Annotated in this window: 22 protein-coding genes and 1 pseudogene; 5 read left to right on the plus strand and 18 right to left on the minus strand. The window is 38.1% G+C overall.

What is annotated here, in order from left to right:
- Nucleotides 1–972 precede the first annotated feature (972 nt).
- The 4 genes from MSWHS_RS05320 to MSWHS_RS05335 all read right to left on the minus strand — a co-directional run bounded on the left by MSWHS_RS05320 (nt 973) and on the right by MSWHS_RS05335 (nt 6,414).
- Nucleotides 973–1,587 (minus strand): UPF0228 family protein, encoded by a 615-nt coding sequence (locus MSWHS_RS05320; protein ID WP_048158829.1) that lies wholly within the window; start codon nt 1,585–1,587, stop codon nt 973–975.
- A 228-nt stretch (nt 1,588–1,815) separates the two neighbouring features.
- A complete protein-coding gene (locus tag MSWHS_RS05325) occupies nt 1,816–3,147 on the minus strand; it encodes a YncE family protein (RefSeq protein WP_048158830.1) in 1,332 nt (443 codons plus the stop codon).
- A 415-nt stretch (nt 3,148–3,562) separates the two neighbouring features.
- Nucleotides 3,563–4,822, minus strand: a complete 1,260-nt coding sequence (locus tag MSWHS_RS05330) for a beta-propeller fold lactonase family protein (protein WP_048158831.1) — start codon at nt 4,820–4,822, stop codon at nt 3,563–3,565.
- A gap of 383 nt (nt 4,823–5,205) precedes the next feature.
- Nucleotides 5,206–6,414: a C39 family peptidase gene (locus tag MSWHS_RS05335; RefSeq protein WP_048158832.1), complete on the minus strand. Its 1,209-nt coding sequence runs from the start codon at nt 6,412–6,414 to the stop codon at nt 5,206–5,208.
- Between the two features lie 626 nt (nt 6,415–7,040).
- On the opposite strand from MSWHS_RS05335, the gene MSWHS_RS21230 reads away from it, so the two are divergent.
- Complete coding sequence (locus MSWHS_RS21230) at nt 7,041–7,247, plus strand: hypothetical protein (protein WP_048158833.1); 207 nt, start codon at nt 7,041–7,043, stop codon at nt 7,245–7,247.
- Here the strand turns inward: MSWHS_RS21230 and MSWHS_RS22225 are convergent.
- From MSWHS_RS22225 to MSWHS_RS05350, 3 genes are all read right to left on the minus strand, one after another.
- On the minus strand, nt 7,152–7,373 hold the full coding sequence (locus MSWHS_RS22225; RefSeq protein WP_082088330.1) for a hypothetical protein: 222 nt from the start codon (nt 7,371–7,373) through the stop codon (nt 7,152–7,154). The genes MSWHS_RS21230 and MSWHS_RS22225 overlap by 96 nt on opposite strands.
- Before the next feature lie 52 nt (nt 7,374–7,425).
- Nucleotides 7,426–8,844, minus strand: a complete 1,419-nt coding sequence (locus tag MSWHS_RS05345; protein WP_048159562.1) for a beta-propeller fold lactonase family protein — start codon at nt 8,842–8,844, stop codon at nt 7,426–7,428.
- Between the two features lie 177 nt (nt 8,845–9,021).
- Nucleotides 9,022–11,301, minus strand: coding sequence for a PKD domain-containing protein (locus MSWHS_RS05350; RefSeq protein WP_048158834.1), 2,280 nt, complete (start codon nt 11,299–11,301; stop codon nt 9,022–9,024).
- 647 nt (nt 11,302–11,948) lie between these two features.
- On the opposite strand from MSWHS_RS05350, the gene MSWHS_RS05355 reads away from it, so the two are divergent.
- Nucleotides 11,949–12,251 (plus strand): heterodisulfide reductase-related iron-sulfur binding cluster, encoded by a 303-nt coding sequence (locus tag MSWHS_RS05355; RefSeq protein WP_048158835.1) that lies wholly within the window; start codon nt 11,949–11,951, stop codon nt 12,249–12,251.
- A 94-nt stretch (nt 12,252–12,345) separates the two neighbouring features.
- Here MSWHS_RS05355 and MSWHS_RS05360 read toward each other — a convergent pair whose 3' ends face one another.
- The 4 genes from MSWHS_RS05360 to MSWHS_RS05375 form a co-directional block, all read right to left on the minus strand.
- Nucleotides 12,346–12,939 (minus strand): UPF0228 family protein, encoded by a 594-nt coding sequence (locus tag MSWHS_RS05360; RefSeq protein ID WP_048158836.1) that lies wholly within the window; start codon nt 12,937–12,939, stop codon nt 12,346–12,348.
- Nucleotides 12,940–12,974: 35 nt separating this feature from the next.
- Nucleotides 12,975–14,168 (minus strand): C39 family peptidase, encoded by a 1,194-nt coding sequence (locus tag MSWHS_RS05365; RefSeq protein ID WP_048158837.1) that lies wholly within the window; start codon nt 14,166–14,168, stop codon nt 12,975–12,977.
- A 792-nt stretch (nt 14,169–14,960) separates the two neighbouring features.
- Nucleotides 14,961–16,403 (minus strand): beta-propeller fold lactonase family protein, encoded by a 1,443-nt coding sequence (locus tag MSWHS_RS05370; RefSeq protein WP_230625124.1) that lies wholly within the window; start codon nt 16,401–16,403, stop codon nt 14,961–14,963.
- Between the two features lie 293 nt (nt 16,404–16,696).
- A complete protein-coding gene (locus MSWHS_RS05375) occupies nt 16,697–17,905 on the minus strand; it encodes a C39 family peptidase (protein WP_048158838.1) in 1,209 nt (402 codons plus the stop codon).
- A gap of 513 nt (nt 17,906–18,418) precedes the next feature.
- Here MSWHS_RS05375 and MSWHS_RS05380 point away from each other — a divergent pair.
- Nucleotides 18,419–18,733 (plus strand): heterodisulfide reductase-related iron-sulfur binding cluster, encoded by a 315-nt coding sequence (locus MSWHS_RS05380; protein WP_048038760.1) that lies wholly within the window; start codon nt 18,419–18,421, stop codon nt 18,731–18,733.
- Between the two features lie 20 nt (nt 18,734–18,753).
- Here MSWHS_RS05380 and MSWHS_RS22230 read toward each other — a convergent pair whose 3' ends face one another.
- From MSWHS_RS22230 to MSWHS_RS05395, 4 genes and pseudogenes are all read right to left on the minus strand, one after another.
- Nucleotides 18,754–18,861 (minus strand): hypothetical protein, encoded by a 108-nt coding sequence (locus tag MSWHS_RS22230; protein WP_230625174.1) that lies wholly within the window; start codon nt 18,859–18,861, stop codon nt 18,754–18,756.
- A 46-nt stretch (nt 18,862–18,907) separates the two neighbouring features.
- Nucleotides 18,908–19,285, minus strand: a pseudogene (locus MSWHS_RS05385) (YncE family protein); the annotation flags it as partial.
- The gene (locus MSWHS_RS05390; RefSeq protein ID WP_048038756.1) at nt 19,273–19,962 is read right to left on the minus strand and encodes a hypothetical protein; all 690 of its coding nucleotides are present in this window, start codon (nt 19,960–19,962) and stop codon (nt 19,273–19,275) included. The gene MSWHS_RS05390 and the pseudogene MSWHS_RS05385, both read right to left, overlap by 13 nt.
- 36 nt (nt 19,963–19,998) lie before the next feature.
- Nucleotides 19,999–21,261 carry a C39 family peptidase gene (locus MSWHS_RS05395; RefSeq protein ID WP_048041066.1) on the minus strand — a complete coding sequence of 421 codons (1,263 nt, stop codon included), beginning with the start codon at nt 21,259–21,261 and terminating at the stop codon, nt 19,999–20,001.
- A 418-nt stretch (nt 21,262–21,679) separates the two neighbouring features.
- On the opposite strand from MSWHS_RS05395, the gene MSWHS_RS21235 reads away from it, so the two are divergent.
- Nucleotides 21,680–21,868 (plus strand): heterodisulfide reductase-related iron-sulfur binding cluster, encoded by a 189-nt coding sequence (locus MSWHS_RS21235; RefSeq protein ID WP_231585588.1) that lies wholly within the window; start codon nt 21,680–21,682, stop codon nt 21,866–21,868.
- Nucleotides 21,856–21,981 (plus strand): hypothetical protein, encoded by a 126-nt coding sequence (locus MSWHS_RS21915; protein WP_255353717.1) that lies wholly within the window; start codon nt 21,856–21,858, stop codon nt 21,979–21,981. Before MSWHS_RS21235 ends, MSWHS_RS21915 begins: the two co-directional genes overlap by 13 nt.
- 94 nt (nt 21,982–22,075) lie before the next feature.
- Here the strand turns inward: MSWHS_RS21915 and MSWHS_RS05400 are convergent, their stop codons facing one another.
- The 3 genes from MSWHS_RS05400 to MSWHS_RS05410 form a co-directional block, all read right to left on the minus strand.
- Nucleotides 22,076–22,585 carry a UPF0228 family protein gene (locus MSWHS_RS05400; RefSeq protein ID WP_369798966.1) on the minus strand — a complete coding sequence of 170 codons (510 nt, stop codon included), beginning with the start codon at nt 22,583–22,585 and terminating at the stop codon, nt 22,076–22,078.
- A gap of 201 nt (nt 22,586–22,786) precedes the next feature.
- A complete protein-coding gene (locus MSWHS_RS05405; RefSeq protein WP_231585589.1) occupies nt 22,787–23,815 on the minus strand; it encodes a C39 family peptidase in 1,029 nt (342 codons plus the stop codon).
- 1,203 nt (nt 23,816–25,018) lie between these two features.
- A complete protein-coding gene (locus MSWHS_RS05410) occupies nt 25,019–25,621 on the minus strand; it encodes a UPF0228 family protein (protein WP_231585590.1) in 603 nt (200 codons plus the stop codon).
- Nucleotides 25,622–25,704: the final 83 nt, after the last annotated feature.

Below are 25,704 nucleotides of genomic sequence, written 5' to 3' on the forward strand. Positions count from 1 at the left end.
CCATAGCTGAAGCTATGGAATTTTGGGTTGAATTCAATAGAGGGAAGATGAACTAATGAATATTTTCAACCAATTCGAATCTAAAAAGGGGCAAATACTGCAAAGTCTACGAAAATTCGGTGGAAAAATTAAAAGGGGGTCGAAATGTAAACTGGTATTAAGAAAAAACGAGTTATAGTGAAATACCTTCCCTGGTCCGAAGAATCATTCCCTTGACCCCGGAAACCGCATTTTAATTCACAGGTAAATATCATACGTATCCGCCAGCTTGTCTGGCGGCCCTGCAAAAAAAGCAGAAAGTTGTAGACGAGAAAGACGTAGAAGAGAAAGAAGAAAGAAGATGTTTGGGGATGTAGCAAAAATCTATAAAAACAGATGTGGAAAAGAGTGTTTTTCAGGTATATTTTTAGCCGGTTCTGACTGCATCTCCCTACTTTTTACTTAACTTTTACTTTATGGCTTTTCTTTCGGGTCTTTTCGTCTTTTTTGTCTGAAAGCCGCTCTCTTGCGTCGAGCGTGACAAAAATGGTTCGGTAGAGCTAATGACGTTGTACGGGTCATAACTATTTTTAAGTAGTCCTCTTGAGCGCAGCGAAAAGGACCTCGTGCTCCCGAAGCGAAACTCTGCAGAAAAGGACCTCGTGCTCTCGAAGCGAAACTCTGCAGAAAAGGGCAGCGTACTCCCGAGGCGCAACTCTGCCGATTCAGAAATTTGAGCTCAGCATTGTTTTTTTCAAAAATATCAACCATGTAACGGTGGACGACCGAAATTTGTTTTCTAACTTTAAAATGTATACCAAACAAATCGACCTCAGAAACGTTTCTCTTAAAGCTGATTTTTTTCAGATAGAGACTGTCCGAAAAGTCATTAATGGCGTGTTGTGAAAGTTATAAGGTCTATAATATTAGAGTATCCGTTTTGTAAAAATTATAACAGGTAACCACCCTCCGGATCGGCTTTAAGACAGCCTCTCAGGTCGTGGGGTCATATGGGGGATAAAGGTAACTGAGCTGTACAGTAAATATATTTTCATTTTGTTCGAGCTCATTTTTTATCCTTATTGCATCCTCTTTCGGAATCCAATACGTCAGGGGTCCATCACTATAAAGAAAACGAATATCACACCAAACAAACTTTTTTGCCCCAATATCATATTTGTCCATTATTGCAAGAAATTTTTCGTCCAGGGTCGCTTGTTCAGAGACCGGAAGAACGTAATAATCTCCTTTTCGGGTAACATCAGCAGGAGAAGATATAGTCCAATCTTTTTTATCTTCCTTCATCTCTTTTACAAGCTCGCGTCTTATGTCACTCCAATTATCTTTGTCCGCCATTATGTAATATTTTTCCGGAGAATTAGTGTCATATGTTATTCTATAGTTCCGAGTCATATTGTAGTTTTGAAGAAGGGCTTTTACTTCTGACTCAGAAATTCCATCTTTAAATTGAATAGTCATACCAGCTACTTGCGATTCAGGATCTGGTGTTTTCGTATCCTCTACCGGTACTTTTACAAGTAATCCCCAAAGCGCTACGAGAGTTAGAAAAATAATAAAAATCGCGATTTTCTTGTTGATTTTGCTCATATTAACACCTAAAAAATGAAAACGATTTGATAAACCCATAGACTGGCTGTTTATACAAAGGGTATATAATCAACTGTTGAAACCAGAGATTTATCGAACTCCTCTGAGGAATTTTGGCTTATATATACGTTTTTTCTTGATTGGTGGCGAAATCAATTTTTGGCGTACTATTCGACCAAGTATTCATTGGATCATTAATGCCAATGTTCGGGTTATCCAAGCCCTGTATTACTTCTTCCCGAGTTTCCGTCCACCATACAGGCAGACCAGACTTCCCAATAATCCGAAACCTGGAGTGGAGTTATTTTTGCTCGATTCATTTTCATTTGAGCTATTACCATTATCAGATTCAGAATTATTATTTTTTGAATTATTGAGTTCGACAGCGTTTATTTCTTCAGATGATGGACTTGCTATATCTCCAACTTTTATATCTTCAGTTACAGTAGAGTTTGTTGTTATAATCGGATCAGTCACATTAGAATCTATAAAGTTCCCAAAGGCAACTTCAATAGGATATTTTCCTACAGGCACTGTGTCTGTAACCCTGTTTGTAGAGGTGTCTATTACAGAAACAGTGTGGCTCGCATAATTCACCACATATACCTTTGTTCCGTCTTGGGTAACTTCAATTCCACCAGGTGCCTTTCCTACAGGCACAGTGGCTGTGACCTTGTTTGTGGCTGTATCAATAATATCAACAGCACCTGTAAGTGAATTGATGGGATTTATCGCTACGTATACCTTTTTTCCATCCGGACTTACCGCTACTCCCTTAGGATTTCTTCCTGTTTTAACCGTACTTACAACAGCATTTGAAATTGTATCTATTATAGAAATACTGCTACTTGCCATATTCGCCACATATACCGTTTTCCCATCCGGACTGATTGCAACCCCAAGTGAATTGTTTCCTGTAGGTATCGTGGCTGCAACAGTGTTTGCGGTTGTGTCAATTACAGAGACTGTACCTGTAAAGTTAGTTGAGTCACCGCCAGAATTCGCCACATATACCTTTTTCCCATCCGGGCTAACGGCAACTCCGAAAGGAAAGTTTCCTACAGGCACTGTGGCTATAATCTTATTTGTGGCTGTGTCAATTACAGAAACAGTGTTGTTGCTGAAACTCGTCACGTATGCCTTTGTCCCATCTGGACTTACTGCAATTTTTTGAGGATAGGTTCCTACTTTCACTGTGACTATAACTTTATTTTTGGTGGTGTTAATTACAGATACAGTGTTGCTACGTGAGTTCACAACATATGCCTTTGTTTCATCCGGACTGATTGCAACTCCAGAGGGATGTTCTCCTACATCTACTGTGGCTGTAATCTTATTTGTGGCTGTGTCAATTACAGAGAGATTATTACTGTCGTAGTTAGTAATGTAGGCAAATGGAGCTGCACCTACGACACCCATCAGTATTAAAATCATAAGTGCAGTTATTCCTAAAACTCTTATGAGAGTATCTTTTCTGCGTGCTTTATTAGACATCACTACAGATGGAATTGTAATAGAAAAAGTGTCAATCGGTATTGTTGATATACTTTTATTTTTCATCTTTTATCCCCAAGCAATGTTTGCCTTTTATACCAGTGCCACTATTAAAAAATTGGACTAAGATATATTTCTAAAAATCTTCATTAATTTAAGTCAACTTCAGGATAAAACAAACGAGCTACAAGACAAAAAATATCAGGAGAAAATATTATTTACTGCCTAATTAGTATTTTGTATCTAAATTTTAGCAAATATATTGAAATGTGGCGAGAATTTCGATAAACCCTACTTTTTGACTGGTTATATATAAAGTGTATATGCAACCGTTTCAGAGATTTCTCGAACTTCTTTGAGGAATTTTGGTTTATATATACGTTTTTTCTTGACTGGTGGCGAATTCAATTTTTGGCATACCATTCGACCCAACAGTCATTGGATCATTAATGCCAGTAACTTCAGATTATCCAATCCAGCATCACTTTTTTCTGAGTTTCCATCCACCATACAGGCAGGTCAAGCTTCCCAATAATCCAAAACCTGGAGTAGAGTTATTTTTGCTCGATTCATTTCCACCTGAGCTACTACCGCTGCTATATTCGGAATTATTATTTTTTGACATATTGAGTTCGACAGCGTTTATTTCTTCAGATGATAAATTAGTTTCTTCGACTCCTATATCTTCAGTTGTATTGGAGGTTGCCCCTGTGCTTTGATCAGTCATATTAGAATCTATAAAATGCCCAAAGGCAACTCCAGACGGATGATATCCTACATTTACAGTGGCTATAACATTATTTGTGGCTATGTCAATTACAGAGAGGTTATTGCTGTCGTAATTCGCCACATATACTTTTGTTCCATCTGGATTAACTGTAACTCCAGTTGGATGAGTTCCTACAGGAATTGTAGTTACAACATTGTTAGTTATTGTGTCAATTACGGAAACCGAATCATCTTCCCAGTTCGTTACGTATACCTTTGTTCCATTCAGAGTGACTGCAACTCCAATCGGAAAATTTCCTACATTTACAGTGGCTATAATATTGTTTGTAGCCGTGTCAATTATAGAGACATTATTACTGCGAGCGTTCAACACATAAACTTTTGTTCCATCTGGAGTGACTGCAACTCCAATCGGAAAATTTCCTACATTTACAGTGGCTATAATATTGTTTGTAGCCGTGTTAATTACAGAAGTAGTGTTGCTGCGACGGTTCGTGACATATAGTTTCGTTCCATCTGGATTGATAGCCACTGCCCAAGGATCAGTTCCAACATTTAAAGTATCTATCACACTGTTTGTGGCTGTACTAATTACTGAGACAGTGTTACTGTCACGGATCGCCACATATGCCCTCGTTCCTGTCGGGTTAATGGCAACTCCACAAGAACTTCCTCCTACATCCACTGTGGCACTTCGTGTATTTGTTTCTGTGTTAATTACAGAGACAGTAGTGCTACCTATACTTGAATCTGTCACATATATTTTCGTTCCATCTGGTGTGGCTGCAACTTTGCCAGGGTAGCCTTCAATCTCCACCATGGTTGTAAGATTATTAGTTTTTGTGTCAATTACAAAGACAGTGCCAATGTTGATGTTTTTCCCCGGACTTGTCACATATGCAAATGGAGCTGCATATGTGATATTCGCCTTTACTATAAGTGCAAGCGCCATTATTACAAAAGCTTTTATAAGGATACGCTGACATGCTTTATCACATATTATTTCTTTCATTTTAGCCTCCCTTTTATAGACTCTTACAGTTGAGATAATTTCAGGATGGAATAACTTTATTTATAAATTAAATTTTATATTTCGGAACACATCTATTTTTTGCTTTTTAAGTATCTTTGTCAATTTTGGCAAAACTTCAACTTAAACAAATATATGAAGTGCCCTTCCTGTATATCATTTCTACAGAGGAAGAAAAGTTCTATGAATTTCCATAGAGCATTATTTCACAGAAGGAGGTAAGAGTAAATTTATAATTTTAGCACAATATTATTTTTGGAATAGGATCTAATAATTAAAGGAGTTCGATAAACTCCACTCTTTGGCTTTTATATATACATATAATCAACCATTGGAACCAAGGTTTATCGAACTCCCGAGGAATTTTACCTCACATATACACGTCCAACTTCTGGGCCACCGTAAGTGCATTCATATCTTACTTGACCGGATGACCCAACAGGCCACGGATCATTAATATGCAAATGGAAATACCCATCTTGATATAGGTATCCTCGACAAAGTCGACAATGTCCAGAAATCATACTGAAAAAAGGTCTTCCGTTGTCAATCTCGGTAACAGCGTCAATATTATAAAGTGCGGAAGTCCTGACAGTTGGCGTTTTATCCCATTTATCTTCAACCCATTCCTCAATGTCATCATATGAGAGCCCATCATCGGGTACCCCATCCAAATAGTTGTAGATAGACGTTTGTGAAGGGGCAGGGTTCGGGTCATTAAAGTACATACAAAGCATTCGGATACTAGTTGGAACACAGTAGTAGTCAGTTTCTTGTCCAAGATGGGGAACATAAATGTCTCCACTTGTTATAGATTTTATCGCTGCATTGCCACTGAGTTTTTCAATATTTTCTTCAGTGACTGCCGCATTAAGATTAATTCCCTTATTAACTGCTGCTTGTTCAATAGATTTTGTGAATTGATTGCTTTTCTCCCATTCCTTTAAATTCTCTTCCACTCCATTCTTTAATTTCACTTCATACATTGACCAAACTCCAGGCTCGGTTTCAGTTGCAGGCTTGTCTTGGACTTCATCAAGGGTGTATGCGTCTACAAATATTCTGGATTCATCTCCTGACTTGTCCTTTACCACAGTCATCGCCCCTATTTTAGGATAACTGTATACAACCATATTGGTTGATTTTATTTCTCCAGTTGGGTAATTTTTATTGGCGATTTCTTTTGACTTCTTCACGGCTTCAGCCGCTTTATAAGGTTCAGGGTCGAATGTAATGTCGTTGAATGAATGTCCCAGCGTTTTATTGGCATAAATGTCAATCGTACCTATCAATTTTTTTTCTTTATAGACTGAGAATTGATAAAATAATTTCTGACCATTTATGTCATAAAGCTCAACTGGTTTGGGGTCAATAGATGCCCCTGTCCAGTTTTCAAAGCCTGGTACATCGGCTGCTATGAAACTTATCATGTTCGCATTGGCATGCTTAAAAGCTTTCTCAGTAGTTACAGAATAATCTTTTTCTTCCTGTGCACTTACTGCCGGTATTAACACCATACCAACCAGCAGTGTTGCTAAAACAAGTATACTTACTCCAATTTTATTACGGTTCATTATTTTATCTCCTGTGTATCTTATACCCAGGAGGCAGAATCAGGCAAGCTAAGCCTTAAATACAGACAAAGCTAACATAACTCATGCCTTTAGGGCGTGTTTTGTGGAGTTCGGGCGGTACCTGGAAAGCACTTCTGAACTCCATAAATCCCTCTTATCTAACTCCTTATAAGCTTTCTGACCATATCCTTTAACTATTCGATTTTCGAACTAATTTTGAGTCTGTAATAGTCTGTAATAATTCCTTGGCCTTTGATAGTTTGATGATTTGGCCAAAAATTATATATATTGTCTCATTATATATCCAATTACTTCTCTATAACCTTTCCAATTCCACTGTATATTCGCATATATTGATATTTATTTAAATGTTGCAGTCTTGCCGCATAAGACCAGTGTTTGTATCTTATGTGAGCCTGTATATGCCACAAACCTTCTATTTTTTGGCAGATCTAGTTAAAAATTAGGTAACCTATATTTTAGACAAATTATGACAAAATATCGCTCACATCCTCACCTGCGGAATTGGTTTTTCCCAGTTCCACCTTAACAAGAGCACCTCTCTCCAGGTTACCAAAACCAAACTCGATAGCCTCCAGAGAGCCGGACTGGAGTTACTGATCCATATGTGCCCGAACTGTCATATCCAGTACGACCGCTACCAGCCCGTGATTGAAAAAGAGTTCGGGGTCGAGTACGACATGGTGCACATGAATATTGCCCAGTTCGTAGCCCTCTCAATGGGAGCAGACCCCTACAAAGTATGCGGTTTCCAGACTCACTCCGTGCCTCTGGAAGGTTTTCTTGAAAAGGCCGGTATAATCAAAACCTGATTTAAAGTTGAACCGGTCACTTTTTTTATTTCGATTTTTTCCAACTAATTTTTTGACTTTGCCGAAAGTTGTTCCTAAATGAGCAAGTCCTACAGGCACTGTGGCTGTAACAGTGTTTGTAGTCACATCAATTACAGAAGTAGTGTTGTGCTAACGACAGCAAAATCCATTTTGGCACTTACTTCTTCCTTAACTTCCATCCACTATACAGGCAGGTCAAGCTTCCCAATAATCCAAAACCTGGAGTAGAGTTATTTTTACTTGATTCATTCCCACCTGAGCTACTGCCATTATCGGATTCTGAATTATTCTTTTTTGAATTATTGAGTTCGGCAGCGTTTATTTCTTCAGATGATAAATTAGTTTCTTCGACTCCTATATCTTCAGTTACATTGGAGGTTGCCCCTGTGCTTTTGGCAGTCATATTAGAATCCTTAAGAGGTACAATTACAACATTAGTAGGGTAGACTCCTGCATTCACCGTAGCCGTAACAGTGTCTGTGGCTGTGTCAATCACTGAGACATTATCGCTTTCAGCGTTTGCCACATATACCTTTTTTCCGTCCGGTGTGATTGCAATTCCCATGGGCCATTCTCCCACAGGCACTGTTGCTATGACAGTGTTTGTTTCTGTATTAATTACAGTGACACTTTTATTGTAGAAGTTTCCTAAATAAACCTTATTTCCATCTGGACTGACTACAATTTCACGAGAAGAAGTTCCTACAGGTACAGTGGCTATTACATTATTCGTAGCTGTGTCAATTACAGAAACAGTGTTATTGTTAGCTACATATACTTTATTTCCATCAGAAGTGACTGCAACAAGATTGGGCGAGTTTCCTACAGGCACAGTGGCTATTACATTATCCGTGGCTGTGTTAATTACAGAGACAGTGTTGCTGTCATAGTTGAGTACGTATATCTTTTTTCCGTCCTGTGTGACTGCAATCCCACAAGGGGAGTCTCCTACAGATATATTGGCTGTAACTTTATTTGTAGCTGCATCAATTATAGAAGTAATGTTGCCGCGAAAGTTCGTGATATAGATTTTTTTTCCATCCGGTGTAAATGCAACATCATGAGTACTCGGTTCCACAATAATCGGTGCCATTAAGGTGTTTGTCGCTGTGTTAATTACAGAGATATCGGTGTTGTCACGCTGCTTCGTCACATAAACTCTTGTTCCTGCAGGGTTAAATGTAATTCCCGAAGGATAACTACTTCCTATATTCACTTTGGCACTGACCATATTTGTGGCTGTGTCAATTACATAAACAGTGGAGACGTCCATAGGTGAGTCCACCACATATACCTTTGTTCCTGCAGGGTTGACTGCAACTCCTACAGGCCATCCTCCACCGAGAGGCACTCTGGCTGTAACATTGTTGGTTGCTGTGTCAATTACAGCGACATTAGGAGTAGGCACGACAGGGGCGACACTACCATTATAATTCGTATCGTTATAATTATTCCCAAGATTCGTCACATATGCAAATGGAGCTGCGCCTGCTACGCCCGCCAGTATTAAAATCGCAAGTCCTGTTATTCTAAAAACTCTTATGAGAGTATCTTCTCTGCGTGCTTTATTAGACATTACCACAGATGGGAGTGGAATCGAAAAAGTGTCGATCGGTATTGTTGATATAGTTTTAATTTTCATCTTTTTTCCCTGATCAGTGTTTGTCTTTCATGCCAGTGCTATTATCAAAAGATTTGGACTTAAGATATTTCTCTAAAATCTCCATAATTTAAGTGAATTTCAGGATAAAAACTACTTTTTATTACTCTCCTTTATCCAGAATGCAGCTAGCAGGCTTACAACCCAGTAAACTATTTCGAATCCAGGAGTTATTTTGCTTTCTTTTGCAGGAGCGCCTGTATCTTTTGTTAAGATTACCCCGTCACCACCAGTTTCTTCGCTTCCACTACTGTTTTCTTCAGCAGAACTGCTTGTATTCAGCACGAATATCTTAGCCACTTTTGAGGCTGTTCTGTTTTCATTGATTACTGTCAGGTTAACAGTATAGGTTCCTGCTGAAGAGTAAGTATGGATCGGATTTTGATTTGTTGAATTATATCCATCTCCAAAGTCCCAGTTCCATAAAGTTGCGTTCTGAGAACGGTCATTGAACTGGATCGAGAGAGGAGCGTAACCGGAGGTGATATTGTTACTGAAGTCTGCAACAGTAAATGCTGATTCTGGATTTGCTTTCAGAATAACAAGACCATTAACACCTTCACCTGCATAGACATAATTGCCGGAAACTGCAATATCTCCAGCAGAACCTGCATAAAGCCCTTTAAGAATTGGAGAAGAAGGATTGCTTATATCAACAACCACAAGACTATCATCAACGGCTACATAGGCGTAATTGCCTGAAATTGAAACACATTCAGCATATCCGGAAGTATTGTAGTTTCCCATAAGAATTGGAGAAGAAGGATTACTTATGTCAATAATCGCAAGCCCATTTTTGCTATCAGCTACATAGGCATAATTTCCGGAAACTGCAACATCGTAAGCAAGTCCGGCAGTATCGTAGCTTCCTTTCAGAATTGGAGAAGATGGGTTGCTAATATCAACAATCAAAAGACCATTTCCTTCATCGGCTACATAAGCATAATTCCCGGAAACTGAAACACTCCAAATACTCCCGGTATAATCATAATTTTCTATGATAATTGGGGAAGTGTCATAAATTCCCTCAAGAATTGGAGAAGAAGGATTGCTGATATCAACGATGAAAATACCATTAGCCATATCGATTACATATGCGTAATTGCCGGAAACTGTAATACCTTGAGCCCATCCGCCAGTATTGTAACTTTTATTTAGAATTGGAAATGAAGGATTACTAATATCAACAATCACAAGATCATTCATATCGGCTACATAGGCGTAATTCCCGGAAACTGAAACATCGTTAGCAGATCTGGGAGTATCGCATCTTCCTTTGAAAGTAGGGGAAAAAGGATTGCTTATATCAACAATCACAAGGCCATTATCCCAATCGGCTACATAGGCATAATTTCCTGAAACTGCAATACTTTTAGCCCTTACGATAGTATCGCAACTTCCTTTGAGAGTAAGAGAAGAAGGATTGCTTATATCAACAATCACAAGACCATTATTGCTATTGGCTACATAAGCGTAATTCCCGGAAACTGCAATACCGTGAGCATATCCGGTAGTACTGCCGTTTCCTTTAAGAACTGGAGAAGAAGGATCGCTTATATCAACAATTACAAGACCATTATCATTATCAGCTACGTAGGCGTAATTACCCAAAACTGAAACATCACAAGCAATTCCGGCAGTATTGTAGCTTCCTTTGAGAGTCGGAGAAGAAGGATTGCTTATATCAACAATCACAAGACCAGTATCGCCATCAGCTACATAGGCGTAATTCCCGGAAATTGAGACACCGTAAATATCTCCGGCAGTATCGTAGCTTCCTTTGAGAACTGGTGAAGATGGATTGCTTATATCAACAATCATAAGACCATTACCCCAATCAGCTACATAGGCGTAATTGCCGGAAACTACAACATCGCCAGTAGGACCTGCATAACGTCCTTTGAGAATTGGATCCGAAGGATTACTGATATCAACAATCACAAGACCATCATTATCAGCTACATAGGCGTAATTGCCGGAAACTGCAATATCTCCAGCAGAACCTGCATAAAGCCCTTTAAGAATTGGAGAAGAAGGATTGCTTATATCAACAATCACAAGACCATTATCGTCATCGGCTACATAAGCATAATCTCCGGAAACTTTTATGTCCCTTACAAAACCTTCTGTCATAATCTTACTCACTAAAACAGGTGAAGAGGGATTAGTAATATCCAATAGCAAAAGATCCTGTCCCTGGCCAACGTAGGCATAATTGCCAGCGACATCAACAGCGTCTGTCGTCCCGCCAAAATGTCCCACCAGTTCCATGTTTACTTCAGGAGCAGCTGCTGCCTCGGCAACTGACCCTGTTATCGTTACAAAAAAAGCAACAAAAATAAGCGGATGAATTATTTGTCTATTTATTTCCATTAATTACACATCCTGTCCTTCAAGTTCTCACGCTCGTATTTTTCAAAGATTTCAAACCCTTAACCACAGATACTTTTTTACTTCCATTTTTTATACTTCCATTCAAACAGAATCCAGCTTTCCAAGTATACATTAAGAAATGATAACGGATTTAGAATTAAACTGAAAGTCGTTGACTGACAACCATGGCGTTTTATTGGCATAGACATCTATTCTACTTACTGTGCTGTTATATTTAGTTTGGATGGCATGGAAAGTACTTTTGAACTCCATAAATTCCTCTCACCTAACTCCTTATAAGTTTTCTGTGTAAACTCTCGAACAATTGTTTTTCATACTCATTTTGAGTCTGTAATAATTCATTGACCTTTGATAGTTTGATGATTTGGCCAGAAATTATATATGTGAACATATTGCCTCATCCTATATTCAAGAATTTATATACAAACGTCAGGAGCACAATTCATACTTACATATGGTGATATTTGTGAATAACTAACAGTCTAACAGCAAAAGATCAGCTTTTGTATCCAATACGAGCCTGTAGAGCCTGTGAATATTCTAAACTTTGACCGGCATCGCCAAAAATTAGATCCTCTCTATTAGACAAATTCTGATAAAACACCGCCCTCATCCTTATTTGCGGAATGGGCTTTTCCCAGCTCCACCGTAACAAAAACACCTCTCTCCAGGTCACCAAAACCAAGCTAGACAGCCTCCAGAGAGCCGGGGTGGAGTTAATGATCCATATGTGCCCGAACTGTCATATCCAGTACGACTGCTACCAGCCTGTAATTGAAAAAGAGTTTGGGGTAAAATACGACATGGTACACATGAATATCGCCCAGTTCGTAGCTCTCTCAATGGGTGCAGACCCCTACAAAGTATGCGGTTTCCAGACTCACTCCGTGCCTCTGGAAGGTTTTCTTGAAAAGATGGGAATAATCTAAAGCCCCGCTTTAAAGTATAACTGGCTACCTTTTTTATTACAATTGGAGTGAAGAGGGTCACGGCTTGAAACGTTTTTAAAAATATGTATCTAAATTACTGATCATTAATGTAGTCAATAGATACGGTAAAAATACTTTCATTATTTTCAAGCTCGTTTTTCATTTTGACTGCATCTTCCTCCGGAATCCAATACCTGGATCCGTCCGACTTTTCAAAGCGAATATAGCACCAGACGAACTTTTTCACCTGAGTGTCATATTTATTCAGTATTGAAAGAAATTTTTCATCATTGACAGCCTGTTCGGATACCGCGATTACGTAAGAATCTCCTTTTCGGATGCCAGTAGCAGAAGAAGATATAATCCAATCTTTATTTTCTTCTTCCATCCCTTTTCTCAATTCGCGCCTTATATCCCGATTATCTTTGTCTACCATAATGTAGTATTTGTTTCCCACAGAACCCGTGTTGCAATCTATGCTATAGTTCGTAGTCATGTTATAGTTTTCAAGAACAGCTTTAACTTCCGATTCGGAAGTTCCGTCTTCGAATCGGATGCTCATGCCACCCATCTTAAGCTCATTGTTAGCTGGCGTTCTAATATCACTTAGTGCGTTTGTAAACAATCCCAAAAGCACTACGAGAGTTAGAAATACAATAAAAATAGTTATTTCCTTGCTGATTTTCATACCAACACCTAAAAAAGATGTGAGGTTTTAATCCCTCACATAACATATATACGCCAAGTTTCATCGCCATACGTTTCTGTAAATTGGCGACCAGATCCGACAGGCAATGGATCATTAATCTTCAAATAGCGTAATCCATAACTAGTATATGTATATCCTCTACAAACTCGGACATGTCCTGGAATCATACTAACTGCAGGCCTTCCATTGTTAATCTCAGAAACAAGTGTATTATATACAGGATTTCCATCGTCGTCGTATGAACCAGTTTTCCCTAATCCTTCAGCTGACGTATAATATTGTAGCTGTTCATCAACGGTTCCAGGACCATCCATTATTCCATGGATGTAATCTTGGGTATGGGACACATCATAGTATTCAGCAATCATTTGGGCACTTGCCGGAGCACAATAAGAACTTGTTTCTTGTCCACACAAGGGAACATCGAGTGTTTCACTTGTGACTGTTAAAGTTATCGCTGAATTATCAGTCAGTTTTTGCATGTTTTCCTCAGTAATTGGCACACTGATATTAATTCCATTATTAGTTGCTTCTTGTTCTACCGATTTGGTAAGTTGGTCACTTTCCTGCCACTCTTTTAAATGTTCTTCCACCCCATTCTTCAATCTATGTTCATAAATTGACCAAACTCCAGGTTTGGTTTCAGTTGCCGTTTCATCTTCTACGATATCAAGACTATATGCATCTACAAATATCCGGTATTCATTTCCTGTGTTTTTGTCCTTTACTACGGTCATTGCTCCTATACTTGGATAGCTGTATACAACCATAATTGTTGACTTGATTTCTCCAGTTGGATATTTATTTTTGGCGATTTCGATTGATTTTATCATGGCTTCCGTTGCATTAAACGATTTTGGATTGAATTCAAAGGCTTTGACTGAGTGTCCCAACTTTTTATCAGCACAAACGTAGATTTTACCTATTGTGTTATTATCTTTATACACTGAAAATTGATAATACAATTTTTCACCGTTTATGTCGTAAAGCTCCAGTGGTTTAGGATCAATAAATGCCCCATTCCATTCTTCAAAGTCAGCATCGGCTGCTATAAAACTTATCATGTGCGCATTGGCATGTTTAAAAGCTTCCTCAGCAGTTACAGAATATTTATCCCCTTCCTGTGCACTTGCAGCTGGTATCAACACCATACCAATCAGCAGTGTTGCTAAAACAAGTATACTTACTCCAATTTTATTACGGTTCATACTTTAATCTCCTGTGTATCTTATACCCAGGAGGCAGAATCAGGCAAGCTAAGCCTTAAATACAGACAAAGCTAACATAACTCATGCCTTCAAGGCGTGTTTTGTGGAGTTCGGGCGGTACCTGGAAAGCACTTCTGAACTCCATAAATCCCTCTTATCTAACTCCTTATAAGCTTTCTGTCCATGTCCTTTAACTATCCATTTTTCATACCTGTTTTGAATCTGAAGTTATCTCCTGATCGTTGATAGTTCGATGGTCTGGCCAGAAACTATATAACGAATACTCGACTGCAACCATATTCTGCATATTATAATAATCAGAAGTAACACAAAATAAAATATACTAAGCCAATACCTGTATTGATTTATAGTATTCTTGAACTACTTTGCAGTCCCTTACTGCGAGATCATGCACAGGCTGGTACGAATCCCCACTTTTCTCCGCAGAACCTGTAATAATCAGTCCATTCATTATGCGCATTCAGGTAGGGAAATGCTGACGTTTGCATTCGAGGAGATTTCATAGGAGGCATACATCCGGCTTTCATAATCAATTGATCAGACGTCCGTGAATAAACTCTACTGGCTTTGACATTATGCGTAAGATTGTATTGAGCATAAGAACCATTTCGTTTCCCACGGGTTTATTGCGTCTATGGGCGGGTTAGAGAACACCGTTGTACTGAGATCTATACCTCTTGGCTTCTCATTTTTCATAGAAAGCATGAGCCTATGTTCCGTATCCAACAGGGCGTATTCCCATAGCTGCAATCTGATTCTCCAAGTCCTGCATCACTTTTTCCTGAGTTTCCATCCACCATACAGGCAGGTCAAGCTTCCCAATAATCCAAAACCTGGAGTAGAGTTATTTTTACTTGATTCATTTCCACCTGAGCTACTACCATTATCGGATTCTGAATTATTATTTTTTGACATATTGAGTTCGATAGCGTTTATTTCTTCAGATGAGAAGTTCGTTTCTTCAGCACCTGTATCTTCAGTTGCATTGGAAGTTGCCCTTGTGCTTTGGTCAGTTATATTAGAATCTATGAAATGCCCTAAGGCTATTTCAACAGGATTATTTTCTACTTTTATAGTAGCTATAACATTGTTTGTGGCTGTGTCAATTACAGATACATTGTTGCTATCGTAATTCACCACAAATACTTTTGTTCCATCTGGAGTGACTGCAATTCCAGTTGGGTGAATTCCTACAGGAATTGTATTTATAACATTGTTAGTTGCTGTATTAATTACAGAAACCGAATCGTCGCCCCAGTTTACCACATAAACCTTTGTTCCATCAGGACTAATTACAACTTCTGAAGGGTGAACTCCTACAGAAATGGTAGTTGTAACAGTATATTTGAATGTATCAATTACAGAAACCGAATTGTCTTCTTGATTTGCCACATAAATTTTTGTTCCGTCTGGAGTGACTGCGACTCCAAAAGGGGAACTCCCTACGCTAATTGAATTAGTAACATTGTTAGTTGCTGCGTCAATTACAGAGACATTATTGCTGCGAGTGTTTATCACATAAACTTTTGTTCCATCTGGAGTGACTGTAACTTCAATTGGAAAATTTCCCACATTAACAGTGGTTATAATATTATGTGTGGCCGTATCAATAACAGAAGTAGTATTACTGCGACGGTTCACAACATAGGTTTTTGTACCATCTGGAGTAACTACTACAGCCCAGGGATCAACTTCAACGTTTAAAGTGGCTACTACACTGTTTGTGGCTGTGCCAATTACTGAGACAGTGTTGCTACCACGATTCGTCACATATACCTTTGTTCCTGCTGGATGAACCCCAACTCCAACAGGATAACCATCTACATTCACTGTGGCATCAAGTTTATTTGTTGCTGTATCAATTACAAAGACATTGGTGCTGAGTAAGCCTGAGTCCACTACATATAGTTTTGTTCCGTCTGGGGTGGCTACAACTTCGCAAGGATATCCTCCCAGAGCAATTGTAGTTGTAACACTGTTGGTTTCGGTGTCAATTACGGAGACAATGCCACTGTTCGAATAGTTACCAGTACTCATCACATATGCAAATGGCCTCGCTCCTACAATATCCACCAGTATTAAAATCACAATTGACATCATTCCTAATACTCTTATAAGAGTGTTTCCTCTATGTGTTTTATTGGACATTCCAACAAACAATAGTGGGATAGAAAAAATATCAATAAGTATTGTTGATATGGTTTTACTTTTCACTTTTTAGCCCCTAGACAGTGCTTATCTTTACTAGTGTTTTGATTCCATATTGATTGAAAAATTCGTGATAGTTGGGTAGATTCACCCGTTGATTTCTGTGAACATACTTCGGAACCGCAGTACTAGCTTCGATTCCAAAAATAGACCTATCCTTATGAACGTACTTTGGAATTCTTTACCAAGCATATTAAAAAGAACGAGAGTTTCGATAAACCTCACTTTTAGATTGGATATACAACGGTATTTAAACAACCATTGAAACCAGAGGTTTTATCGAACTCCTCTGAGAAGTGTTACTCCCTCACATATATACGTTCAACTTCGCTACTACCATAGGTGCGTTCAAGTTTTGGTGTACCATTCGACCCCACAGGTAGTGGATCATTAATATACAAATATGTATACGAATTTTGGATTATGTATCCTTTGCAAACTCTACTATGCTGCGTAATCATACTAAAAAAAGGTCTATTATTGTCAATCTCATCAATAGCATCAACGTTAGTAAGATGTGTATATATTACTGTCCCAGACTTTCCTAACTCATCTTCACAATAATCCTCTGCATCTTCATCAAAAAGAGGTATTTGATTTCTTCCACCCTCATATTCATAGATGTATGTTTGGCTCGGAGTCGGGATTTTGTCATAGTAAATGGCAATCATTTGACAACTTGCCGGAATACAGTAATAGTCAGTTTCTTGTCCACGAAGAGGAACACCAAGTATTTTACTTGTTGAATCCGTTATCGCTACAGTGCCACTGAGTTTATTAATATTTTCTTCCGTGACTGCTACACTAATATTAACTTCCTTATCAGTAGCTGCTTGTTCTATAGAATTTGTGAGTTGATCACTTTTTTCCCATTCTTTTAAATTTTCCTCTACTCCATTCTCCAATATCATTTTGGACATTGACCAAACACCAAGCTCGGATTCAGTTGCAGGTTTATCTGGTACCACGTCAAGGGTGTATACATCTACAAATATCCGATGTTCAACGCCTGACTTGTCCTTTACTATGGTCATTGCCCCTATTTTGGGATAGCTATATACAACCATCTTAGTTGATGTGATTTCTCCATCTGGGTAATTTTCTTTGGTAATTTCTATTGATTTATCCATAGCTTCGGTCGCATTATACGGGTATGGATCAAATGCAATGTCGTTAAGTGAATTTCCAAGAGTCTTATTGGCAAAAATGTCAATTGTACCTATCAATTTTTTTTCTTTATATACTGAGAATTGATAAAATAATTTCTCACCATTTATGTCATAAAGCTCCTGTGGATTGGGATCAATAGATGCCCCAGTCCAGTTTTCAAAGCCTGGTGCATCAGCTGCTATAAAACTTATCATGTGCGCATTGGCATGCTTAAAAGCTTCTTCAGCAGTTACAGAATAATTATCCTCTTTCTGTGCACTTACGGCTGGTATCAATGCTATGCCAATCAGCATTATTGCTAAAATTAGCGATCCTATTCCAATTTTGTTCTTAATCATTCGTCTAACTCCTAGTTATTTTTTCCCTAGGAGGCAGGATCAAGCAAGCTTAAATATACGCAAAGCTAACATAATCATTGCCTCTTAGGGCAGAGTTATGGAGTTCGGGTGAACTTGGAAAGTACTTTTGAACTCCATAAATTACTCTTAGTTAGCTCCTTATAAGTTTTCTGTGTAAACTCTCGAACAATTGTTTTTCATACTTATTTTGATCCTGTAATAATTCCTTGACCTTTGATAGTTTGATGATTTGGCCATAAATTATATATATGAACATATTGCCTCATCCTATATTCAATAATTTATATACAAACGTCAGGAGCACAATTTATACTTACATATGGTGATATTTGTGAATACCTAACAGTCTAACAGCAAAAGATCAGCTTTTGTATCCAATACGGGCCTGTGGGGCCTGTGAATAGTCTAATTTTTGACAAGCCTCTCCATAAATTAAATCCTCTCTTTTTAGACAAATTCTGACAAAATACCGCCCGTAACCTTGCCTGCGGAATGGGCTTTTCCCAGCTCCACCTTAACAAAAACACCTCTCTCCAGGTAACCAAAACCAAACTTGACAGCCTTCAGAGAGCCGGAGTGGAGTTAATGATCCATATGTGCCCGAACTGCCATATCCAGTACGACCGCTACCAGCCTGTAATTGAAAAAGAGTATGGGGTAGAGTATGACATGGTGCACATGAATATTGCCCAGTTCGTAGCTCTTTCAATGGGAGCAGACCCCTACAAAGTATGCGGTTTCCAGACTCACTCCGTGCCTCTGGAAGGTTTTCTTGAAAAGACCGGTATAATAAAAATCCCGTTTTAAAGTTGAACCGGTCACTTTTTTTATTTTGATTTTTTCCAATCACTTTTTTTGGCTTTGCCGAAAGTTGTTCCTAAATGAGCAAGTCCTACAGGCACTGTGGCTGTAACAGTGTTTGTAGTCGCATCAATTACAGAAGTAGTGTTGTGCTAACGACAGCAAAACCCATTTTGGCACTTACTTCTTCCTTAACTTCCATCCACTATACATGCAGGTCAAGCTTCCCAATAATCCAAAGCCTGGAGTAGAGTTATTATTGCTCGATTCATTTCCACTTGATCTACTACCGTTATCAGATTCAGAATTATTATTGTTAGAATTATTGAGTTCTACAGTGTTTATTTCTTCAGATGATAAGTTAGTTTCTTCAATTCCTATGTCTTCAGTTGCATTGGATGTTGCCCCTGTGCTTTGGGCAGTCATATTTGAATCCTTAAGAGGCACAATTACAATCCCAGTAGGATATATTCCTGCATTCACCGTAGCCGTAACAGTGTTTGTGGCAGTGTCGATCACTGAGACATTGTCGCTTTCGGCGTTTGTCACATATACTTTGTTTCAATCCATGAAAATAAATTACTTTTTCCTTTTTTATCCTTCGGCTTTAAGCTATCAACTTTCCCTTCTCCATTAGCCATATAATAGGACTCAGCAATCAATTTCTTTAGTTCTGGTGTTTCTTCAGTGAGATTCGCCATTCCCCTGATTCCATAATAAACTATGAAATAATCTTCTCTCTCTTTAAGGAAAGAATTCTTGTACACCAGAAAATATCCTGATGTTTCCGGACTCATATACCCAGTTGCATTAAAGGAGTAAGGACCGTAAATGGGTCTCCAAGAATTTTTAGCTTCACGCTTTTCAATTACCTTCTGAAGTTCTGCACTAATATTCAGCCCCTGATGGGATACATTACCGTTTTCTTCCAGATACTCATAAAGGGTATTTTCCCCTTTTAAAAATTTAGATTCATCGTCAAAGTACCAGACATTTATAAATTTTCTTTCAGAATAGTTTCCTGCATTACAGTAAGGAGAAATCTTCGGAAAGAGTGGTGTACAGCCCAGTTCATTCCCCTGCCAAGCTCCTGGTATGTACCATCCTGGCATGCCCTCTGAGGGAGGCAAACCTGGACCAATTGAAATAACATCGAGAATAAACCATACTCCAATAAGAGCAATTATCAAAAATATCAAAAATGCTATTTTTTTACTTATTTTCTTGTGAAACATTTATGTGCCTCAATTCAATAAAAATATAATGGGTGGTTAAGGCCTCACCCATGTTGCCATAGCTCCAGTCCAGCTCCCAAAAGTTAGGTAGTGTTTATTACTCGTGTCCCATGTATCATGGATATATACATAATCGCTACTTCCATCATAGTATCCCACACAGGTAACACTATGATCGCCATATGGCTGAGTGTAACCATTACCTGTCCCACCGTTTAGCATGCTAAGCACGAAAGGCTTGTCTGCATTCACTTCGGTTTTTACCTCAGACCATGAGACATAGATATCATTGCTTGCATCAAAGTTATTATATCCATGGTTATTGCAAACTGTCTCTATACCATCGTCAATCGCCCATGGCCAGGTTGCTCCATTTCCCGGCCACTCTGTACCCATCGCAGTAGCTAATCCCCTAATTAGATCAGGCCCCGTTATTAAGTAAGAATATCCATGGCTGGCCCAATATCCTAATACCATCCCAGACGCAGTTGGAGAACAACCACAGAGCCAGCCATACTTAGGCACACCACTGATCGTTTTTGAACTGGAAGACGTAGAATAACTTGAGGAATTAGCTATTTCTTTTTCTAAGACAGTCCATTGTGTGTTTGAATTTTGTGTTCTCATTTCTTGTTGCTGTTGTAAATATGTGTTGTTAAATAAACAGTCTTCTTCATTTACGGGAATACTCTCATTTGATTTATTAAAATCTACTATAGTTGAAAATGGTAAATCCACTATTACTTTTTCTTTAGCCTTACCTTCAGTATCGATTAGTGCATACTCTGCGTAGTAGAAGGTTGGGCCTAAATAAAGAGGTTTCATCTTTCCAATAGTCAGTTCTTCTTTATCATTACTTTCGAACTTTATCTTGTTGGCGCGTTCTTGTGCCAGTGATTTTGAACGGGTTGTATATTCTGGTATTTCATTAGGTATTTTGCCTTTTGAAAACTCCAAAACAGGATAGTTATCCTTCGTCGCTGAAATGAATATATATCCAGCTTGTTGCTTGTTTTCGATAACGTTATATGAATAAGCTGATATTTCACCATCAAGATCGTAGTAAACAGTAGATAGTTTCACAGTAGCGTCTTCCCATTCTTCAAAATTAGGTACAGATCCGGAAATCTCTTTTATAGAGTAAGATGCAACGTCTTCCGCCTGTTTTTCGCTGATCATACCTAATGAGTAAGTCACATTCGACGATTCTTCCTGTGCACTTCCTGCCGGCATTAACACCATACCAACCAGCAGAATTAATAAAATTAGCGTTTCGATTCCAATTTTGTTCTTAATCATTCGTCTAACTCCTAGTTATTTTTTCCCTAGGAGGCAGGATCAAGCAAGCTTAAATATACGCAAAGCTAACATAATCATTGCCTCTTAGGGCAGATTTTATGGAGTTCGGGTGAACTTGGAAAGTACTTTTGAACTCCATAAATTACTCTTAGTTAGCTCCTTATAAGTTTTCTGTGTAAACTCTCGAACAATTGTTTTTCATACTTATTTTGAGCCTGTAATAATTCCTTGACCTTTGATAGTTTGATGATTTGGCCAGAAATTATATATATAAACATATTGCCTCATCATATATTCAAGAATTTATATTCAAACGTCAGGAGCACAATTTATACTCACATTTAGTGATATTTGTGAATACCTAACAGTCTTACAGCAAAAGTTCTGATAAAATACTGCCCGTACCCTCACCTGCGGAATGGGCTTTTCCCAGCTCCACCTTAACAAAAACACCTCTCTCCAGGTTACCAAAACCAAACTCGACAGCCTTCAGAGAGCCGGAGTGGAGTTAATGATCCATATGTGCCCTAACTGCCATATCCATACGACCGCTACCAGCCTGTTATTGAAAAAGAGTTTGGGGAAAAATACGACATGGTACACATGAATATTGCCCAGTTCGTAGCTCTTTCAATGGGAGCAGACCCCTACAAAGTATGCGGTTTCCAGACTCACTCCGTGCCTCTGGAAGGTTTTCTTGAAAAGGCCGGTATAATCTAAAAACCTGATTTAAAGTTTAACCGGTCATCTTTTTTATTACAATGGGAGTGAAGAGGGTCACGGCTTGAAACGTTTTTAAAAATATGTATCTGATTTACTGATCATTAATATAGTCAATAGATGCGGTAAGAATACTTTCATTATTTTCGAGCTCGTTTTTCATTTTGACTGCGTCTTCCTCCGGAATCCAATACCTGAACCCGTCCGGCTTTTCAAATCGAATATAGCACCAGACAAACTTTTTCACCTGAGTGTTATATTTATTCAGTATCGAAAGAAACTTTTCATCATTGACAGCCTGTTCGGATACCACGATTACGTAAGAATCTCCTTTTCTGATAACATGTGAAGGAGAAGATATAGTCCAATCTTTTTTCTCTTCCTTCATCCCTTCACTTAGTTCGCGTCTTACATCCCTTTCATCTTTGTCTAACATAATGTAGTACTCGTCCGCCATATAATCAATATTGTACTTTATGCTATAGTTCATAGTCAGGTTATAATTTTTAAGAATAGTTTGAACTTCCGAATCGGAAACTCCATCTTCAAATTGAATATATATACCACTTACTCTGAGCTCATCATTAACTTGTGTTTTTTTCATATCTACTGGCGTTTTTATAAATAACCCTGCAATTATTACTAAAATTAGAAAAACAATAGAAACAGCAATTTTTTGGTTAATTCTACTCATACCAATCACCGCAAAAAAAGTGAAGAGTTTTAGCTCTTCACATATATATGACAAGTTTCGGCACCCCAGGTTTCTATATATTGGGTACCTGATCCAACAGGCATTGGATCATTAATCTTCAAATAGTATAAATCCAACACCAGTATCTGAATACCCCCTACAAACCCGAACATGTCCTGGAATCAAACTAACTACAGGTCTATAGTTATTAATTTTGGATTTGAGTTGACTAAAAATTGGAGTCCCATCGTCAAATGTACCAGTTTTCCCTAATCCTCCTTCAAATATGCTTGTTACATAATAATATATTTGGTCGTCAATAACTCCACCTTCATCCATCATTTCATAGATGTGTGTTTGGGTATGATCTACATTATAGTATTTAGCAATCATTTTGCCACTTGCTGCAGCACAGTAATCACTTGCTTCTTGTCCATATAAGGGAACATTAAGTGTTTTACTTGTAACTAACTTTATCACTGAATCATCAATCAGTTTTTGTATCTTGTCCTTAGTAATTGGCACATTGATATCAATTCCCTTATCAGTCGCTTCTTGTTCTATATACTTCGTGAGTTGATCACTTTTCTGCCAGTCTTTTAAGTTCTCCTCTGTTCCATTCTTCAATCTATGTTCATAAATTGACCAAATCCCAGACTCTGTTTCAGTTGCAGGCTCATCTTCCACGATATCAAGAGTATATGCATCTACAAATATCCGATGTTCATATCCTGTCGTTTTGTCCTTTACTACGGTCATTGCTCCTATAGCAGGATAGTCGTATACAACCATCTTAGTTGATTCGATACTTCCATCTGGACATTCATTTTTGGCAATTTCGATTGATTTCTTCATGGCTTCGGTAGCATCAAACGGTTTTGGGTAAAACGAGATTAATTGGACTGAAGCTCCAAGCTGTTTATCGGCCCCTATATAGATTCTACCTATTATGTTGTTATCTTTATACACTGAAAATTGATGATACAATTTTTGACCAGTTGGATCGTAAAGCTCCAATGGTTTGGAATCAATAGACGCCTCTTTCCATTCTTCAAAGTCCGCATCAGCTGCTATAAAACTTATCATGTGTGCATTAGCATGTTTAAAAGCTTCATCAGCAGTTACTTTGTTCTTAATCATTCGTCTAACTCCTAGTTATTTTTTCCCTAGGAGGCAGGATCAAGCAAGCTTAAATATACGCAAAGCTAACATAATCATTGCCTCTTAGGGCAGATTTATGGAGTTCGGGTGAACTTGGAAAGTACTTTTGAACTCCATAAATTACTCTTAGTTAGCTCCTTATAAATTTTCTGTGTAAACTCTCGAACAATTGTTTTTCATACTTATTTTGATCCTGTAATAATTCCTTGACCTTTGATAGTTTGATGATTTGGCCAGATATTATATATATGAGCATATTGCCCCCTTATATATTCAAGAATTTATATACAAACGTCAGAAGCACAATTTACTCTCACATGTGATGATATTTATGAATGCCTAACAGTCTTACGGCAAAAGTATCTATGTTTATGTCCTATATGAGCTTGTAGAATATGTGAATCCCCTAAATTTTGACAGGCTTCACTAAAAATTAGATTATCTACATTTTAGACAGATTCTTATGAAATACTGCTCGTACTCTCACCTGCGGAATGGGCTTTTCCCAGATCCACCTTAACAAAAACACCTCCCTTCAGGTAACCAAAGCCAAACTCGACAGCCTCCAGCCTTACTTCCGCATTTTTATGCGCATAAATGTCGCATGATGACGATTAATGCACTTAAAATTAAGCACATCAAATGCAAAGTGAAATCTTTAAACCACAATCATCTGACCTCATAAATTTGCGGAAAAGCATATATGCGCCCAAAAAGGCGGAAGTTAGGCTCCAGAGAGCCGGCGTGGAGTTAATGCTCCATATGTGCCCGAACTGCTATTAGTACGACCGCTATCAGCCCGTGCTGCAATACAATCATTGCTGCAATAATCAAAAAATAGAATACGGCGGGTAATTACCTTTTCCCAAGTTTCCATCCTACATACAGGCCGGCCAGGCTTTCCAATAACCCGAAGCCTGGAGTAGAGTTATTTTTGCTCGAATCATTTGCATTTGAGCTATTACCATTATCTGGTTCCGAATTATTGTCCTAATGATTAAATCCAACAGCGTTTATTTATCAGGAGACGATAAGTTCGTTTCTTTAACTCCTTAACTTCCAGTTGCATTGGAAGTTGTCTATGTGTTTTGATAGTCATGTTCAAATAAATAAAAGGTCTACTGGCAACTCCAGTAGGGCAGATTCTGCAGTCACCGTTGCCGTAACAGTAATACTGTCAAATCAAGGATAAAGGTAACTAAGCTGTACAGTAACAATATTCTCTTTTTGTTCAAGCTCGTTTTTTATTCTTATTGCTTCTTCTTCCGGAATCCACCATTTCTTAGATCCCTCATAAAAACGAATTTCGCACCAAACAAACCTTTTCAACTGAAGATCGTATTTGTCCAGCACCTCAAGGAAATTTTTATCATAGGTAGCTTGTTCATATACCGTAATAATATAATAATTTCCTTTTTTGATAGCAGGAACAGACTTAGTCCAATTGTTTTCTTTCCCTAATTCATCTCTTACATCCGTTATTTTATTTTTGTCTACCATTATGTAATATATTTCATCTGTACTATTTGTGTCATATTCCATTCTATAGTCTACAGTCATGTTAGAGTTTTGAAGAATGGTTTTTACTTCCGACTCAGAAATTCCATCTTTAAATTGAATATACAGACCACCTACTTGCGATCCAGGAACTGGAAAAGATGTATTAACTGGTGGTTTCGTATCAACTGTCATTTTTATAAATACTCCTGTAATTATTAAGAGAGTTAGGAAAACAATAAAAAAAGCAATTTTCTTTGAGATTTTATTCATATCAACACCTATCAAAAAGAAGAGAATCTCGATAAACCCCCCTTTTTGGCTAGCTATATCTAAGAGACATAAGTAACCGTTGAAAGCAGAGGTTTATC

Origin of the sequence: Methanosarcina sp. WWM596, from assembly GCF_000969965.1 — an archaeon.
Taxonomy (GTDB): Archaea; Halobacteriota; Methanosarcinia; order Methanosarcinales; family Methanosarcinaceae; genus Methanosarcina.

What these genes read in the sequence shown, in the direction of transcription:
- MSWHS_RS05320 (WP_048158829.1), bottom strand. Translation starts at nt 1,587, where the DNA reads ATGAGCAAAATCAACAAGAAAATCGCGATTTTTATTATTTTTCTAACT.
- MSWHS_RS05325 (WP_048158830.1), bottom strand. Translation starts at nt 3,147, where the DNA reads ATGAAAAATAAAAGTATATCAACAATACCGATTGACACTTTTTCTATT.
- MSWHS_RS05330 (WP_048158831.1), bottom strand. Translation starts at nt 4,822, where the DNA reads ATGAAAGAAATAATATGTGATAAAGCATGTCAGCGTATCCTTATAAAA.
- MSWHS_RS05335 (WP_048158832.1), bottom strand. Translation starts at nt 6,414, where the DNA reads ATGAACCGTAATAAAATTGGAGTAAGTATACTTGTTTTAGCAACACTG.
- MSWHS_RS21230 (WP_048158833.1), top strand. Translation starts at nt 7,041, where the DNA reads ATGTGCCCGAACTGTCATATCCAGTACGACCGCTACCAGCCCGTGATT.
- MSWHS_RS05345 (WP_048159562.1), bottom strand. Translation starts at nt 8,844, where the DNA reads ATGTCTAATAAAGCACGCAGAGAAGATACTCTCATAAGAGTTTTTAGA.
- MSWHS_RS05350 (WP_048158834.1), bottom strand. Translation starts at nt 11,301, where the DNA reads ATGGAAATAAATAGACAAATAATTCATCCGCTTATTTTTGTTGCTTTT.
- MSWHS_RS05355 (WP_048158835.1), top strand. Translation starts at nt 11,949, where the DNA reads ATGGGCTTTTCCCAGCTCCACCGTAACAAAAACACCTCTCTCCAGGTC.
- MSWHS_RS05360 (WP_048158836.1), bottom strand. Translation starts at nt 12,939, where the DNA reads ATGAAAATCAGCAAGGAAATAACTATTTTTATTGTATTTCTAACTCTC.
- MSWHS_RS05365 (WP_048158837.1), bottom strand. Translation starts at nt 14,168, where the DNA reads ATGAACCGTAATAAAATTGGAGTAAGTATACTTGTTTTAGCAACACTG.
- MSWHS_RS05375 (WP_048158838.1), bottom strand. Translation starts at nt 17,905, where the DNA reads ATGATTAAGAACAAAATTGGAATAGGATCGCTAATTTTAGCAATAATG.
- MSWHS_RS05380 (WP_048038760.1), top strand. Translation starts at nt 18,419, where the DNA reads ATGGGCTTTTCCCAGCTCCACCTTAACAAAAACACCTCTCTCCAGGTA.
- MSWHS_RS05390 (WP_048038756.1), bottom strand. Translation starts at nt 19,962, where the DNA reads ATGTTTCACAAGAAAATAAGTAAAAAAATAGCATTTTTGATATTTTTG.
- MSWHS_RS05395 (WP_048041066.1), bottom strand. Translation starts at nt 21,261, where the DNA reads ATGATTAAGAACAAAATTGGAATCGAAACGCTAATTTTATTAATTCTG.
- MSWHS_RS21235 (WP_231585588.1), top strand. Translation starts at nt 21,680, where the DNA reads ATGGGCTTTTCCCAGCTCCACCTTAACAAAAACACCTCTCTCCAGGTT.
- MSWHS_RS21915 (WP_255353717.1), top strand. Translation starts at nt 21,856, where the DNA reads ATGGTACACATGAATATTGCCCAGTTCGTAGCTCTTTCAATGGGAGCA.
- MSWHS_RS05400 (WP_369798966.1), bottom strand. Translation starts at nt 22,585, where the DNA reads ATGAAAAAAACACAAGTTAATGATGAGCTCAGAGTAAGTGGTATATAT.
- MSWHS_RS05405 (WP_231585589.1), bottom strand. Translation starts at nt 23,815, where the DNA reads ATGATTAAGAACAAAGTAACTGCTGATGAAGCTTTTAAACATGCTAAT.